The sequence below is a fragment of the Exiguobacterium sp. UBA3491 genome (assembly GCF_002377745.1).
Classification (GTDB): domain Bacteria; phylum Bacillota; class Bacilli; order Exiguobacteriales; family Exiguobacteriaceae; genus Exiguobacterium_A.
This window is the reverse complement of record NZ_DFQK01000032.1, coordinates 392,968-407,701: the sequence shown is the minus strand read 5'-3', so window position 1 is coordinate 407,701 and position 14,734 is coordinate 392,968. Positions and strand designations below refer to the sequence as shown.

Annotated in this window: 16 protein-coding genes; all 16 read left to right on the top strand. The window is 46.8% G+C overall.

What is annotated here, in order from left to right; genetic code table 11:
* Positions 1-10: 10 nt before the first annotated feature.
* Positions 11-2,035 carry a flagellar biosynthesis protein FlhA gene (gene flhA / locus B4F99_RS14525; protein ID WP_290759224.1) on the top strand — a complete coding sequence of 675 codons (2,025 nt, stop codon included), beginning with the start codon at positions 11-13 and terminating at the stop codon, positions 2,033-2,035.
* Between the two features lie 3 nt (positions 2,036-2,038).
* Positions 2,039-3,082: a flagellar biosynthesis protein FlhF gene (locus tag B4F99_RS14520; protein ID WP_290759221.1), complete on the top strand. Its 1,044-nt coding sequence runs from the start codon at positions 2,039-2,041 to the stop codon at positions 3,080-3,082.
* Positions 3,082-3,933 (top strand): MinD/ParA family protein, encoded by an 852-nt coding sequence (locus B4F99_RS14515; protein ID WP_290759218.1) that lies wholly within the window; start codon positions 3,082-3,084, stop codon positions 3,931-3,933. The genes B4F99_RS14520 and B4F99_RS14515 overlap by 1 nt, the downstream gene beginning before the upstream one ends.
* A gap of 21 nt (positions 3,934-3,954) precedes the next feature.
* Positions 3,955-5,958 (top strand): chemotaxis protein CheA, encoded by a 2,004-nt coding sequence (locus B4F99_RS14510; RefSeq protein ID WP_290759215.1) that lies wholly within the window; start codon positions 3,955-3,957, stop codon positions 5,956-5,958.
* Between the two features lie 11 nt (positions 5,959-5,969).
* Positions 5,970-6,398 (top strand): chemotaxis protein CheW, encoded by a 429-nt coding sequence (locus tag B4F99_RS14505; protein ID WP_290759212.1) that lies wholly within the window; start codon positions 5,970-5,972, stop codon positions 6,396-6,398.
* Positions 6,391-6,999, top strand: coding sequence for a chemotaxis protein CheC (locus tag B4F99_RS14500; RefSeq protein ID WP_035407039.1), 609 nt, complete (start codon positions 6,391-6,393; stop codon positions 6,997-6,999). The genes B4F99_RS14505 and B4F99_RS14500 overlap by 8 nt, the downstream gene beginning before the upstream one ends.
* Complete coding sequence (locus B4F99_RS14495; protein ID WP_035407042.1) at positions 6,992-7,474, top strand: chemotaxis protein CheD; 483 nt, start codon at positions 6,992-6,994, stop codon at positions 7,472-7,474. The genes B4F99_RS14500 and B4F99_RS14495 overlap by 8 nt, the downstream gene beginning before the upstream one ends.
* A 13-nt stretch (positions 7,475-7,487) precedes the next feature.
* The gene (locus B4F99_RS14490) at positions 7,488-8,261 is read left to right on the top strand and encodes a FliA/WhiG family RNA polymerase sigma factor (RefSeq protein ID WP_035407044.1); all 774 of its coding nucleotides are present in this window, start codon (positions 7,488-7,490) and stop codon (positions 8,259-8,261) included.
* An 11-nt stretch (positions 8,262-8,272) separates the two neighbouring features.
* The gene (locus B4F99_RS14485) at positions 8,273-8,701 is read left to right on the top strand and encodes a hypothetical protein (RefSeq protein ID WP_214854492.1); all 429 of its coding nucleotides are present in this window, start codon (positions 8,273-8,275) and stop codon (positions 8,699-8,701) included.
* A 129-nt stretch (positions 8,702-8,830) separates the two neighbouring features.
* Entirely contained in the window at positions 8,831-9,565 is a 735-nt protein-coding gene (rpsB, locus tag B4F99_RS14480) for a 30S ribosomal protein S2 (RefSeq protein WP_012370721.1), read from the top strand.
* An 82-nt stretch (positions 9,566-9,647) separates the two neighbouring features.
* Complete coding sequence (gene tsf, locus B4F99_RS14475) at positions 9,648-10,529, top strand: translation elongation factor Ts (RefSeq protein WP_290759208.1); 882 nt, start codon at positions 9,648-9,650, stop codon at positions 10,527-10,529.
* A gap of 111 nt (positions 10,530-10,640) precedes the next feature.
* Positions 10,641-11,360 carry a UMP kinase gene (pyrH, locus tag B4F99_RS14470; protein ID WP_029342047.1) on the top strand — a complete coding sequence of 240 codons (720 nt, stop codon included), beginning with the start codon at positions 10,641-10,643 and terminating at the stop codon, positions 11,358-11,360.
* A gap of 1 nt (position 11,361) precedes the next feature.
* Positions 11,362-11,919 (top strand): ribosome recycling factor, encoded by a 558-nt coding sequence (gene frr, locus B4F99_RS14465; protein WP_023468691.1) that lies wholly within the window; start codon positions 11,362-11,364, stop codon positions 11,917-11,919.
* Positions 11,920-11,998: 79 nt separating this feature from the next.
* Positions 11,999-12,739, top strand: coding sequence for an isoprenyl transferase (locus B4F99_RS14460; protein ID WP_290759205.1), 741 nt, complete (start codon positions 11,999-12,001; stop codon positions 12,737-12,739).
* A 19-nt stretch (positions 12,740-12,758) separates the two neighbouring features.
* A complete protein-coding gene (locus tag B4F99_RS14455; protein WP_290759202.1) occupies positions 12,759-13,559 on the top strand; it encodes a phosphatidate cytidylyltransferase in 801 nt (266 codons plus the stop codon).
* Positions 13,560-13,572: 13 nt separating this feature from the next.
* Positions 13,573-14,727, top strand: a complete 1,155-nt coding sequence (locus tag B4F99_RS14450; protein WP_290759199.1) for a 1-deoxy-D-xylulose-5-phosphate reductoisomerase — start codon at positions 13,573-13,575, stop codon at positions 14,725-14,727.
* The last annotated feature ends 7 nt before the right edge of the window (positions 14,728-14,734 follow it).

Sequence of the window (14,734 nt, the reverse complement as noted above, 5' to 3'; positions counted from 1 at the left end):
ATGAAGCATCATGAGTATATCAACACGAGATTTAACGGTCCTGCTAGGCGTCATCATGATCGTCTTCATGCTCGTCATTCCACTGCCCGCTATCATGCTCGACTTTTTGATCATCATCAATATTCTCATTGCCTTGATGGTATTGCTCGTTGCGATGAATGCCAAAGAGGCACTAGAGTTTTCTGTCTTTCCTACATTGTTATTGATCGTTACCTTGTTTCGTCTTGCGCTTAACGTCTCGACGACACGGGCAATCCTGTCAAATGGAAACGGTGGCGAAGTCATTGAAGCATTTGGTGATTTCGTCGTCGGCGGAAATGCCCTCGTCGGCTTCGTCGTCTTCTTGATTCTCGTCTTAATCCAGTTCCTCGTCATCACGAAGGGTTCAGAACGGGTCTCGGAAGTGTCGGCACGTTTTACGCTTGATGCGATGCCAGGGAAACAGATGGCAATCGATGCCGATTTGAATTCCGGTATGATCGATGAATTACAAGCTCGGACCCGCCGCCAAAAAATCCAGTCTGAAGCAGACTTTTACGGTGCGATGGACGGTGCCTCGAAATTCGTTAAAGGAGATGCGATCGCCGGAATCATCATCGTCATCATCAACTTAATCTTCGGTATGATCATCGGTGTCGTTCAGCAAGGTTTACCGATGGCGGACTCAGTCAAATTGTATACGTTACTGACAGTCGGAGACGGACTTGTCAGTCAAATTCCAGCCCTTTTAATTTCGGTGGCGACCGGGATCATCGTCACGCGCTCGACTTCAGACGGAAACCTTGGTGAGGATGTCATCGGTCAATTGGCACGGACACCTTTACTTGTCGGAATCGCAGCTGGGGCAATCTTCTTACTCGGATTGTTCACGGCGATTCCCGACTACGTCACGATGCCGATTGCAGCCCTGTTCGGCTTCTTCGCTTGGCGGATGAAGCAGACGACGAAAACGCTGCAAGAAGAAGTTGCGGTCGAAGAAGCACCGAGTGAAAACTTACGATCAAGCGAATCAGTCATTTCCTTACTCAATGTCGATACGATTGAATTCGAATTCGGTTACGGATTGATTCCACTCGCTGATGAAGCCCAAGGCGGCGATTTACTCGATCGTGTCGTCATGATTCGTCGGCAGCTAGCGCTTGAACTTGGATTCGTTCTACCGACCGTTCGGATTCGCGATCATCTGCAGTTATCCCCGAACCAGTATCGAATCAAGATTCGCGGAAGTGAGATGGCAAGTGGTGAGCTTTTACTGGATCATTACTTAGCGATGAGCCCAGGTGTCGATGATCCAGAAATTCGAGGTATCGAAACGGTCGAACCAGCCTTTGGTATGCCAGCACTCTGGATTGATGAACAGACACGTAGTCGAGCAGAGATGTCAGGGTATACGGTCGTTGATCCACCATCTGTCGTCGCGACACATTTGACGGAGCTCTTGAAGAAACATGCCGCTGAATTACTCGGACGAGAAGAGACGAAACAATTAGTCGACCATTTGAAGGAATCGCATCCGATTCTAGTCGAAGAAGTCACACCACAGCTGTTATCGATCGGTGACCTTCAAAAAGTATTCGTTCAATTACTAAAAGAAAAAGTTTCGATTCGAAATCTACCATTGATTTTCGAAACGCTCGCAGATTATGCAGCTGTGACGAAAGACAGCGAATTGCTCGCGGAATATGTTCGTCAATCCTTATCGCGTCAAATTACGGAACAGGTCATGCAAGGAGATGTCTTGCACGTCGTGACGATCTCAAGTGAGATGGAACTGGATATCCAGTCGGCCATCCAAAAGACGGAGTTCGGTAATTATTTAGCGCTTGATCCCGAAAAGGCGACACGTTTCATCGAGACGTTGCAAGAGCGAGCAATGGAATTCGAACGATACGGGGCGCATCCGATCATCCTGACTTCTCCAAGTATCCGGATGTTCGTTCGTCAATTGACAGAACGCTATTTTCCAGATATTCCGATTTTGTCCTATAACGAATTAATGCCGACGATCGAAGTCAAGAGTATTGGGGTGATTTAAGAGATGATAGTCAAAAAAGTCACGGCGGATTCTGTTAGCGAGGCCATGGAACGGATCAAACGCGAACTCGGGAACGATGCCATTATATTAAATACTCGCCACATCAAAGTGGGCGGATTCTTTGGTTTATTTGCGAAGAAAAAAGTGGAATTGGTTGCATCGGTGGATGAACATGTCTCAAGCGAACCTGTCGGCTCGAAGCAAGCAACGAGTCGACTGGAGGTTGTGGAAACCATTCAACCAGTACCAGTGCGTCCGACGATTGTTACGGTCGGCGAGCGACCATTGCCAAAAGAATTGCGACATTATGCGCCGTTACTGGCTGAACCAGCGTTACAGCAGGTATCTGAACGATTACACGAGCGGTTATTGACTGCGTATTATCAAACACAACAAACGGAGTTAACGGATCTCTTGACGGAAGAAGTGAAAGCGTCATTACGCGTGACACCGTCGACTGCACGGTATGTCATGTTGGCAGGACCGACGGGTGTCGGAAAGACAACGACCATCGCTAAGCTTGCTGCTCACCATGCTCTCATTAAAAATCAACGAGTTGGACTCATCACGACCGATACATACCGGATCTCAGCGATTGAACAATTAAAAACATATGCAGACATATTAGGCATTCCGATTCATGTCGCTTATGATTTGGATGATTTCGAACGAGCCAAGCAGGCGTTAGCATCGTGTGACATCGTACTTGTCGATACAGCGGGGCGAAATTTCTTAGACGAAGCGTATGTGGAGCAGTTACGAAGTCGGCATGATTTTGCGGATACGGATGTATTTTTGGTTCTTAGTTTGACCTCGAAATACCGAGATTTATTACAAATCCACGACCGTTTTGGCAAGATTCCCTTATCCGGAATCGTCTTTTCGAAAGCAGATGAAACAAGTGAACTCTGGTCGATTTTCGGACTCGCGACCGAGACGAAGTTGCCGATCTATTGTGTGACGACGGGGCAAGAAGTGCCGGAAGACATCACGTTCGCTACGGCGGATGAGTTATCCCGAATGATTGTCGAGAGAGGGATGAGATGATGCGAGAAGATCAAGCACGTGTCTTACGATCTAAAGTGACCGTCAAGGAAACGAAGACGATTGCCATCGTGAGTGGAAAAGGTGGCGTAGGAAAAACGAATGTCGCGGTGAATCTTGGCGTGGCATTATCGTTGCAAGAAAAACGAGTACTCTTGATTGATCTTGATATCGGGATGGCGAACATCGGGATTCTATTCGGTAAATCATCGAAGTCATCCTTGATGGAATGCGTCAAACGACGAGAATCACTCCAGCACGCAATCGTGGAACAGTCTCCATCCCTTCATTTCATTCATGGCGGGAGGGGATTTGCGGAACTGACGAATCTGACGAAGGAAGACGTGATGTTCCTTCTACAGGAGTTCCAATTTTTCTATGAATATGACTATGTGTTACTCGATTTAGGAGCCGGTGCGAATCATCAGACATTTGATTTCATCAGTAGTGCAGACGAAGCATGGTTGATTGTCACGCCAGAGCCGACTTCGATCATGGACGGTTATGCGTTTGTCAAACTGGCACACCATCATGCGACGGATCTTCCGATTTCCGTCGTCGTCAATCGGGCTACGAATGGTGGAGAAGCACTTGAAACGTTTGATCGACTAGCGCTCGTCAGCCAACAATTTTTACAAAAGCCACTGCGCTTTACCGGTTTTTTGCCGGAAGATCCGACAGTCGTTAAAGCAGTCAAGGCACAGATGCCATTTTACTTGATGGATCGAACGAGTGACGTCAGTTGGCGACTCGATCATATCACGACGTCTCTAACAGGTGTACAAGTCAAAGAACGGAAGTTTTTAGATCGATTGTTACATCGTCTGAAAAAACGAAAAGATCATGTCCGTTAAGATTAAAGGAGGGTATCAGTCATGGACTTAAATGAATATGTGGGGTTGTTCCTCGATGAGTCGATGGAGCATTTACAAGCAATCAATACAAGCTTATTGGTTTTTGAGGAGCGGCGAGACGACGAGGCGGTCATCGATCAAATTTTCCGTTCTGCCCATACGTTAAAAGGGATGGCAGGAACGATGGGATACGACGCAATCGCTGATTTAACGCACGAGATGGAGAGTGCCCTTGATTTAGTCAGATCGAAAAAACAACCTGCTACTGCTGAACTGATCGATGTTCTCTTCGTAGCCGCCGAGCAATTAGAGACGATGGTAGAAGATATCAGTCGAGGTGGGAAAGGAAAGCTTGACGTCACTGAAACAGTGAGACGTTTACAGCAGTTCATTCGTCCCGAGCAAGAAGAAATCGTTCCAGTTACATCTATAGTTGCTTCACAAACCTTTGAATGCGACGTTTACTCGGAGGCAGTCGTCAAACAATCGATTGCATCCGGTTATCAAGCGTATATCGTCCACGTCGAACTCTCGGCGGACGTCATTTTAAAAGCGGCACGCGTTTATATGGTGTTTGATCGTTTACAACAACTCGGAGATGTCATCTTATCGAACCCGACATCTGATGAACTGGAGCAGGAGCATTTTGAGACGACGTTCTCAGTCTTGTTCGTGACGCAACAAGATCAGGTGACGATTCAAGAAGCGATTGCTTCTGTATCCGAAGTTGCGACAGTAACGATCGACACATTCGAGACAACACCTGAAGCGGAGGTGGCGACGTCCACACTGCCGCAGGAAGTTCCTGTGCCGACATCTGTCTCTGCATCAGTAGCTTCACCGGAATCATCCGACCAGACAGACATATCTGCGCCTGTCGCTTCGAAAACGATTCGTGTTAACCTCGAGCGAATCGATCGTTTGATGAACCTGTTCGAAGAGTTCATCATCGATCGCGGACGTTTGGAGCGTATTGCAGCAGAAGTCAGCTCACCTGAATTGACAGATACGGTCGAACGGATCAAACGAGGTACGAATGAATTGCAATCGCTCGTCCTAACGTTACGGATGATGCCGATCGAACAAGTGTTCAACCGATTCCCAAGAATGGTGCGTTCCGTTTCGAAAGATGTCGGAAAACATATCAAATTACACATTACGGGTGCCGAGACGGAACTTGACCGTACAGTTATCGATGAGATCGGTGATCCGCTCGTCCACTTGATCCGAAATGCCATTGATCATGGGATTGAGAACAAGGCAGAACGTATTTTAGCAAATAAGCCGGTCGAAGGAAATCTTTCGCTACGTGCTTATCACTCAGGAAACCGGGTCTTCATCGAGATTGAAGATGATGGAGCCGGTATCAATCACGAACGTGTCACACAGATCGCGATTGAAAAAGGATTGATTACGGAAGAAGAAGCAATGCAATTAACGATGGAAGAGGCTTCGATGCTGTTATTTGCACCTGGTTTCTCAACGGCAGAAGAAGTCACCGACTTGTCTGGTCGTGGTGTTGGTCTCGATGTCGTCAAATCGAAGATCGAGTCACTGGGCGGAGAAGTGTTCGTCGAGACACGTCGAGGAGAAGGAACGATTTTCCGAATCAGTTTACCACTGACGCTATCGATCATCTCAGCCATGCTCGTAGAACTCGGACAAGAGACGTATGCGATTCCATTGACTGCCATCATCGAAACAACCTCTTTACGTAAATCAGCCATTCTACAAGCACACCGGGAAAAAGTATTTGATTTCCGTGGGCAGTTGGTTCCGCTTATTTCGTTAAATGAGGTTTATGGGTTGCCGCAACATGAGGCAGAAGCCTATTCGGTCGTCGTCGTCCGGAGTGGTGAAAAATTAGCTGGTTTGATTGTATCTGAATTGATTGGTCAACAAGAGATCGTCATGAAACCACTTGGCAGTTATCTTGAAGGAATCCGTGCCATTTCTGGTGCGACGATTCTTGGAGACGGGCAAGTCGCGTTGATCATTGACAGCAATGCACTATTACGGAAGTGAGGGGAACGAAGATGGAACAAAAATGGGTTGTTTTTCAATTAGAAGATAATGCATACGGTATTGATGTACAGTCTGTTCGTTCAATCGAACGGCTCATCCCGATCACGCGGATTCCGAACGCTGCATCTTATGTCAAAGGAGTCATCAATTTACGCGGTGTCGTTACGCCCGTGATTGATTTGCGTGCTCGTCTTGGATTCGAGTTAGCGAAAGAGACAGAAGAGACACGCATCATCATCGCCACTTTAGAGCATGGAGATGCTGGATTCATCGTCGACCGGGCAAACGAAGTCGTCGAATCAACGGATGTTCGCATTGAACCGCTCAGTGAACAAAAGCAGGAGGATGCCTCATATTTGACACTAGTCGCCAAAGGCGATCAGCAATTGTTCTCGTTGATTGAACCGAATCGCTTATTTGAGGACATCGTTCATGCTTAACCCAAACGAACGTGACATCTTAAGAGAAGTCGGCAACATTGGAGCCGGTCACGCGGCAACGGCACTTTCTACTTTACTCGGACAGCCGATTGAGATCGAAGTCCCTTCTGCTGAGCTGGAGGATTTCACGACGATCGTCGAGCGAAGTGGAGGAGCTGAGACGTATACTGCTGGTGCACTATTACGTTTTTCTGGAGACATTCAAGCCACGTTACTCTTTTTGATGCCACTACGCGATGCAGAAAAACTTGTGAGTCAATTGATGCAGACGGAATTCCACTTTTTTTCCGAGTCCCACGAAATGGGGGTTTCCGCATGGGAAGAAATTGGGAATATTTTAATAGGAGCGTATGCTCGGGCTATCTCCGATTGGCTTAACTTATCGTTACATGTCAGTGTTCCTGCATCGGCATTTGATATGGTAGGTGCGTTACTTGAAGTAGCCTTACTTGAATCAACGACTCCTGGAAATATGGCTGTCTATATTGACACGCACTTGTCTAGTGCAGGAAACGATTTGACCGGACATTTACTTTTGTTGCCTGAAGCGAACGCCTTTCAGACGGTCTTTGAACGATTGGGTGTGGACATGAATGGATGAAATCGTACGGATTGGCATTGCGGAGTACGCCATCAGTAAGCACCCCGTCATTTTACGAACGGCAGGTCTTGGATCGTGTGTAGGCGTTGTCATCTACGACCTGGAACAAGGGTTATCGAGTATGGCGCATGTCATGTTACCTGATTCAGCTATCAGTCGGAATCGGGAGCTTGAAGTCGGGAAGTTTGCCGATACGGCAATTCTAGAAGTAGCCCGCCAACTTCGAGCAAGTGGTGCCATCCGATTACGTGCGAAGATTGCTGGTGGGGCTCAGATGTTTCAATTTAAATATGAACATGAATCAATGCGGATCGGTGAGCGAAACATCGCTGCGGTCAAAGCAATGCTTCAACAAGTCAAAATTCCACTCGTTGCTGAAGATGTTGGCGGCACGAATGGACGAACGATCGAGTTCCACTCACAATCAGGGCGTCTCGTCATCCGGACGGTGAATGTCGGGACGCTGGAAATCTAGAGGAGGAATGGTCATGCGTGAGGAATTACAACAACTTTGGGATCGATGGCTGACCACACGCGATATTGCGGTGGCAGACCTGTTACTTCACAATTATGAACCACTTGTTCAATACCACGTTCAGCGTTTAAGTGCGACATTGCCTAAAAGTGTCGATCGAGACGAGTTGAAAAGTTTAGGGATGATGGGATTGTACGATGCGCTTCAAAAATTCGATCAAAATCATAATAATAAATTCGACACGTATGCCGCCTTTCGGATTCGAGGAGCTATTTTAGATGGGCTTCGTAAAATCGATTGGTTACCACGTTCCTTACGCGAAAAAGCAAAGCGGGTCGAGGCAGCTGTCGAGATCCTAGAACAATCCTTGCAACGGACGCCGACGATAGAAGAAGTCTCTTCTATCGTCAATATGACACCAGACGAGGTCAAGGGTGCGTTAGCAGAAAGTTATTTCGCGAATGTATTATCGATCGATGAAGCAGTCACGTTACAAGATGAGGGAAAAGCGATGACCGTCTCCTATCTTGATCCGGATACCGCTACACCAGAAGATATGTTGTTAATGCGTGAGTTGATTGCTAAACTGGCAGAGGAAGTCGAAGGGTTATCAGAAAAAGAACAACTTGTCGTTTCTTTGTTCTACTATGAGGAATTGACGCTTACTGAAATTGGTGAAGTTCTCGGACTCTCGACTTCCCGTATTTCGCAAATCCATTCCAAAGCGCTTCGTAAGTTGAAAAATGCGCTCGGAAGTGCCTATTTAGCAGATCGTGTCGCCATGTGAAAGGGAGAATTATGACTGTCGTTTATATCTTATTAGCTGCACTCGTCTGTTATGCCCTGCTAGTTTTATTTCGTCAGCAGGCGGCGCTCAAAGACCGGATCACACATTTAGAACGCGAAAAAAACGAGACGGAACAAGTGTTATTACATTTCATGGAGCACGTCAACGCCATGACGGATACATCTATATATGAGACAACCGAACCCGTTGATCAAGTACCGGATGCGTCTTTACAAATAGTGCAAGTTGCTACAAATGAGAAGCCAGAAACCGTCGAAGTCGAACGGTCCGTTTCAAAGGAACCATCGTTAACGGATGTCAAGCAGGCACTACGAGAAGGAGCAGATCTTGAGACGCTTGCACGATCTTTGAATCGGGGGACCGGCGAGGTGGCTTTGATTGCTAAACTTTCTCATCAAACGAAGGTTGCCCCTCGGTAATCTTTATGCTATATTAGTCTACGGTGTTAATTACGCACGCATGTATCGCCAGCTGCGGTGCCTTTAATAGGTTAGCTGGACAGACGATCATCGCGGAGGACATCCAAAACCCAAAAGGAGGAATTCATCATGGCAGTAATCTCGATGAAACAATTGTTAGAAGCTGGTGTACACTTCGGTCACCAAACACGCCGTTGGAACCCAAAAATGGCAAAATACATCTTCACAGAACGGAACGGAATCTACATCATCGACCTTCAAAAAACGGTCAAAAAAGTAGACGAAGCATATAACTTCATCCGTGAAGTAGCGTCTGAAGGCGGAAACGTTCTTTTCGTTGGTACGAAAAAACAAGCTCAAGACACTGTGAAAGAAGAAGCGATCCGTGCAGGTCAATACTTCATCAACGAACGTTGGTTAGGTGGAACTCTCACGAACTTCTCTACAATCAAAAAACGTATCAACCGTTTGAAACAACTCGAAAAAATGGAAGAGAACGGTACATTCGAAGTTCTTCCTAAAAAAGAAGTCATCATTCTTAAAAAAGAAATGACTCGTCTTGAGAAATTCCTCGGCGGTATCAAAGATATGCCAGGCGTTCCGGATGCACTCTTCATCGTTGACCCACGCAAAGAGCGTATCGCGATTGCAGAAGCACACAAACTCAACATCCCAATCGTTGCGATTGTTGATACTAACTGTGATCCAGACGAAATCGACTACGTCATCCCAGCGAACGACGATGCGATCCGTGCAGTCAAATTGCTCACTGGTAAAATGGCTGACGCAATCCTCGAAGTTAAACAAGGCGAAGATAACGTAGCACCTGAAACTACTGAAGAAGTAGTAGCAGACGCTGAGTAATTCGTGATGCCAGGTGATAAAGGGAATCGACCTTTTATCACCTTTTTTTTGAAACTAAGGATGTTATAAGGAGGAATATCGAATGGCTATTACAGCAGCAATGGTTAAAGAACTTCGTGAAAAAACAGGTGCAGGTATGCTCGACTGCAAAAAAGCACTCGTTGAAACTGACGGTGACATGAATGCAGCAGTAGATTTCTTGCGTGAAAAAGGGATCGCTAAAGCAGCAGCAAAAGGCGATCGTATCGCAGCTGAAGGGTTGACTGCAGTTGCAGTTGACGGCAACAAAGCGGCACTCGTCGAAATCAACTCAGAAACAGACTTCGTTGCGAAAAACGAACGTTTCCAAACGCTCGTTCAAAACATCGCAGACGCTGTTCTCCGTAACGCTTCAGAAACAGCTGAAGCGGCTCTTGCTTCTGAATACGAAGCAGGTAAAACAATCGACACATACATCTCAGAAGAAGCTTCAACAATCGGAGAGAAAATCTCACTCCGTCGCGTAGCACTCTTCACAAAAGCAGATGATGCAGTCTTCGGTTCTTACCTCCACATGGGTGGACGCATCGGTTCAGTCGTCGTCATCGAAGGTACGACAGACGAAACAGTTGCAAAAGACGTTGCAATGCACATCGCAGCAGCACGTCCACTTTACGTTGACCGTACTTCTGTCACAGAAGAAGAAAAAGCACGTGAAGAAAAAGTCCTCACTGAGCAAGCATTGAACGAAGGAAAACCAGCTAACATCGTTGAAAAAATGATCGTTGGTCGTATGAACAAATTCTTCGAGGAAATCTGCCTCGTCGACCAAACGTTCGTCAAGGATCCAGACTTCAAAGTTGGTAAATATGTAGAATCTAAAGGCGGTAAAGTCGTGTCATTCGTACGCTTCGAAGTTGGAGAAGGTATGGAAAAACGCGAAGAGAACTTCGCTGAAGAAGTTATGAACCAACTTAAAAAATAAGAATCGGGATCATCCTGATGACAAGAGAAGGAACACGTATGCTTCAATCCACTTTCGTGTGGAAGTGGTTCGTGTTCCTTTTTTACGGAATTTAGCAAGGGGGACATAGTCATGCAACCGAAATATAACCGGATTGTGTTAAAATTGAGCGGAGAAGCGCTCGCAGGAGATCAAGGGTTTGGAATCAATCCTGTCATCGTCAAATCTATCTCGGAACAGATTCGCGAATTAGTTGAACTGAACGTTGAAGTAGCGGTCGTCGTCGGAGCTGGAAACATTTGGCGTGGCAAAACAGGTGCAGAACTTGGGATGGACCGGGCCAACGCCGATTATATGGGGATGTTAGCGACAGTCATGAACTCGCTTGCGCTTCAAGACAGCTTGGAAGATGTAGGTGTCGAGACACGCGTCCAAACATCTATCGAGATGCGCCAAGTAGCAGAACCGTACATCCGCCGCCGTGCGATGCGTCACCTTGAAAAAGGACGCGTCGTCATCTTTGCAGCAGGTACAGGGAACCCGTACTTCTCGACAGATACGACAGCTGCTCTTCGTGCAGCTGAAATCGAAGCAGAGGTCATCTTAATGGCGAAAAACAACGTCGATGGTGTGTACTCAGCTGACCCGAATGTTGATCCAGAAGCGAAGAAATTCGAGACGCTCTCTTACTTGGACGTCTTAAAAGATGGACTTCAAGTTATGGATTCTACAGCAACTTCACTTTGTATGGACAATGACATCCCGCTCATCGTCTTCTCGTTGATGGAAGAAGGTAACATCAAACGTGTCGTCATCGGTGACGAAATCGGGACAATCGTAAGGGGGAAATAATATGTCAAAAGAAATCTTAAAACAAGCCGAAGAACGGATGGAGAAAGCACATCTTTCACTTAAGAAAGAACTTGCGACGCTCCGCGCAGGTCGTGCAAACGTTGCGATTTTGGATCCCGTTCAAGTCGAATACTACGGTTCACCGACACCGCTCAATCAAGTAGCGAACGTCAACACACCAGAAGCACGTCTGATCTTGATCACTCCTTGGGATAAATCAATGGTCAGCGAAATCGAAAAAGCGATTCAACGTGCTGATCTTGGTCTTGCGCCGTCGTCTGATGGTACGGTCATCCGTCTTGCGATTCCACCATTAACGGAAGAGCGCCGGAAGGAACTCGTCAAACTCGTCAAGAAGTATACGGAAGAAGGTAAAGTTGCCCTCCGTAATATTCGTCGTGATACGAACGAGCAGTTAAAGAAACAAGAAAAAGATGGTGCATTGACAGAAGATGATCTGCGTGGATACACAGAAGATGTTCAGACGTTGACAGACAAGTTCGTTAAACAACTTGATCAGACGGCAACGGAAAAAGAACAAGAAATCATGGAAGTATGACGCGACGGATCGTCATGGGGGGGACTCTTTGTCACACGAAGAGTCCCTTTCTTCATAATTGAGAGAGGAGGAAGTGCGGATGTTTCAATGGTTGAATCAGACGAAAGAAACCGAAACCTATGATCGGGTACCAGAGCATGTCGCTATCATCATGGACGGAAACGGTAGATGGGCACAAAAACGCGGACTTCCGCGTATCATGGGACATCGCGAAGGTATGAAATCGATTCGTGAAGTCGTTCGGGTTGCAAATGAACTCGGCATTAAGAGTCTGACATTATATGCTTTCTCGACGGAGAATTGGACGCGTCCGGAAGAAGAAGTGAGTTTTCTCATGAAGCTGCCGGCGCAATTCTTAGAGTCGGATTTAAAAGAGTTAGACGCGCAAAATGTTAAAGTCGAGGTAGCAGGAGAAGTATCACGCCTCCCTCATTTTACACGTGAGGCAGTGGAACAAGCGAAACTGGATACGCAACATAATACAGGACTTCGTCTGATTTTCGCTCTGAATTATGGAGGACGCGATGAACTCGTTCAAGTCATGCAAAAACTGGGCGAACAGGTTCAGACAGGAACACTGTCACCGGATGCGATTACAACGGAGACGATTGAACGCGAGTTGATGACAGGATCCGTAACCGACGTCGATTTCGTCATTCGAACGAGTGGGGAACAACGGTTATCGAACTTTTTACTTTGGCAAGCGGCATATGCGGAGTTTTATTTCACAGACGTCTTGTGGCCAGAATTTCGCCGAAATGCTTTCTTAGCAGCAATTGAAGATTACAATCAACGGACACGCCGATTCGGTGGCGTCTGATTAAATGAGGAACTAGCTTATGAAAACTCGAATCATCACAGGGATATGGGCTGGTGCTATCTTTTTGGCACTTCTGTATCTCGGCGGACTTCCCTTTTTAGCATTTATGGCAATCTTAACGCTTCTCGGATATACCGTGCTCGTTCGGATGCGACAATGGAGCGGCTCACGCGTTCCTCGGATTCTGTTTGGTATTGGGACGTTATTGCCTTTCGTTGGTATTTATGAAGAAGCAGTCGATCAGACGCTTCCGATCGGACTTTCGCCAATCGCTTGGGCAATGATCATTTTATTGATCGGTCTCTTCTGGAACGTATTTTCAAAAAATGTCTTTACGTTCGATGATGTTGCGTTTTTACTGCTGACGGCCGTGTATGTCGGTGTCGGTTTTGCATCATTCGCCTATATCCGCTTACTCGAACACGGATTAACGTGGTCACTGTTGATCATCCTCTTGATCTGGTTCACGGATTCAGGCGCTTACTTCGTCGGGAAACGATTCGGTAAGAATAAACTGTGGCCGTCGATCAGTCCCAACAAAACGATCGAAGGGGCAGTCGGTGGCGTACTGCTTGCCATCTTACTCGGTGTCGTATTTGAAGGTATCGAACCGACAGTCGGTTTTGGGAAAGTCATTGTCCTTGCCATCATCGTTGCCGTCGTTGGGCAACTTGGTGACTTGGTCCAGTCTGCTTACAAACGCCATTATGGTGTGAAAGATTCTGGAACGTTACTACCGGGTCATGGTGGTATTCTAGATCGGTTCGACAGCATGATGATCGTCTTTACGGTCCTCGTCGTACTTGATATCTTTGCTTAGGAGGCACTTCATTATGAAGAAAATCAGTATCATCGGTGGTACAGGATCGATTGGTACGCAGACGCTCGATGTCATTGCGGCTAATCCAGACCTTTTTGAATTGACGAGTTTTGCATTTGGTCGAAACACGACGGTCGCCATACCGTGGTTGAACCGTCTGCAACCGATGCTTGTCGGAGTCCAAGATGAGGAGACACGTCAAGAACTCGAGCAACACTTGACTTATCAGCCAACGATCGTTGTCGGTGAAGAAAAATTGCTTGATGTCGTGACGCATCCCGAAGTCGATACGGTCATTACAGCGGTCGTAGGAGCTGTTGGCTTACGTCCAACGCTTGCTGCAATCGAGGCGGGTAAGACGATTGGTCTTGCGAATAAGGAGACACTCGTCACGGCAGGTCATCTTGTCATGAAGTTGGCACGTGAGAAAAACGTGACGATCTTACCAGTTGACAGTGAACATGCGGCGATTTTCCAATGCTTAAACGGGGAACGTCGTGAAGATGTGCGTCAAATCATCTTGACGGCTTCAGGTGGTAGCTTCCGCGACCAAACGCGGGATGAGTTAGCGAATGTTACGGTCGAACAAGCACTAGCGCATCCAAACTGGTCGATGGGAGCAAAAATCACGATTGATTCTGCGACAATGATGAACAAAGGGTTCGAAGTCATTGAAGCACATTGGTTATTTGATGTCGATTATGCAAATATCGATGTCGTCATTCACCGTGAATCCATCATCCACTCGATGGTCGAATTCAACGATGGTGCGGTCATGGCACAACTTGGTATGCCTGACATGCGAGAACCGATTCAGTACGCTCTTACATATCCGTCCCGCCTTGAAATTCAAGGGGGAGAACGGTTAAACTTAAAGGAAATCGGACGCCTACACTTTGCTGATGCTTCATTTGAGCGTTATCCGTTGTTGCGACTTGCTTTTGAAGCAGGTCAAGCCGGCGGATCGATGCCATCAGTACTCAATGCTGCGAACGAACAAGCGGTGGATCGCTTTTTAAAAGGAGACATTCGCTTTTTAGAAATCGAAGCGAGCGTTGAGGCGGCGCTTCAAGCTCATGAACTTATCGAGGAGCCTTCCTTGGATCAAATCCTTGAGGCTGATCGATGGGCGCGTGAGTTCGTATCGTCTCTTACATTCGCTAACTAAGGATGGG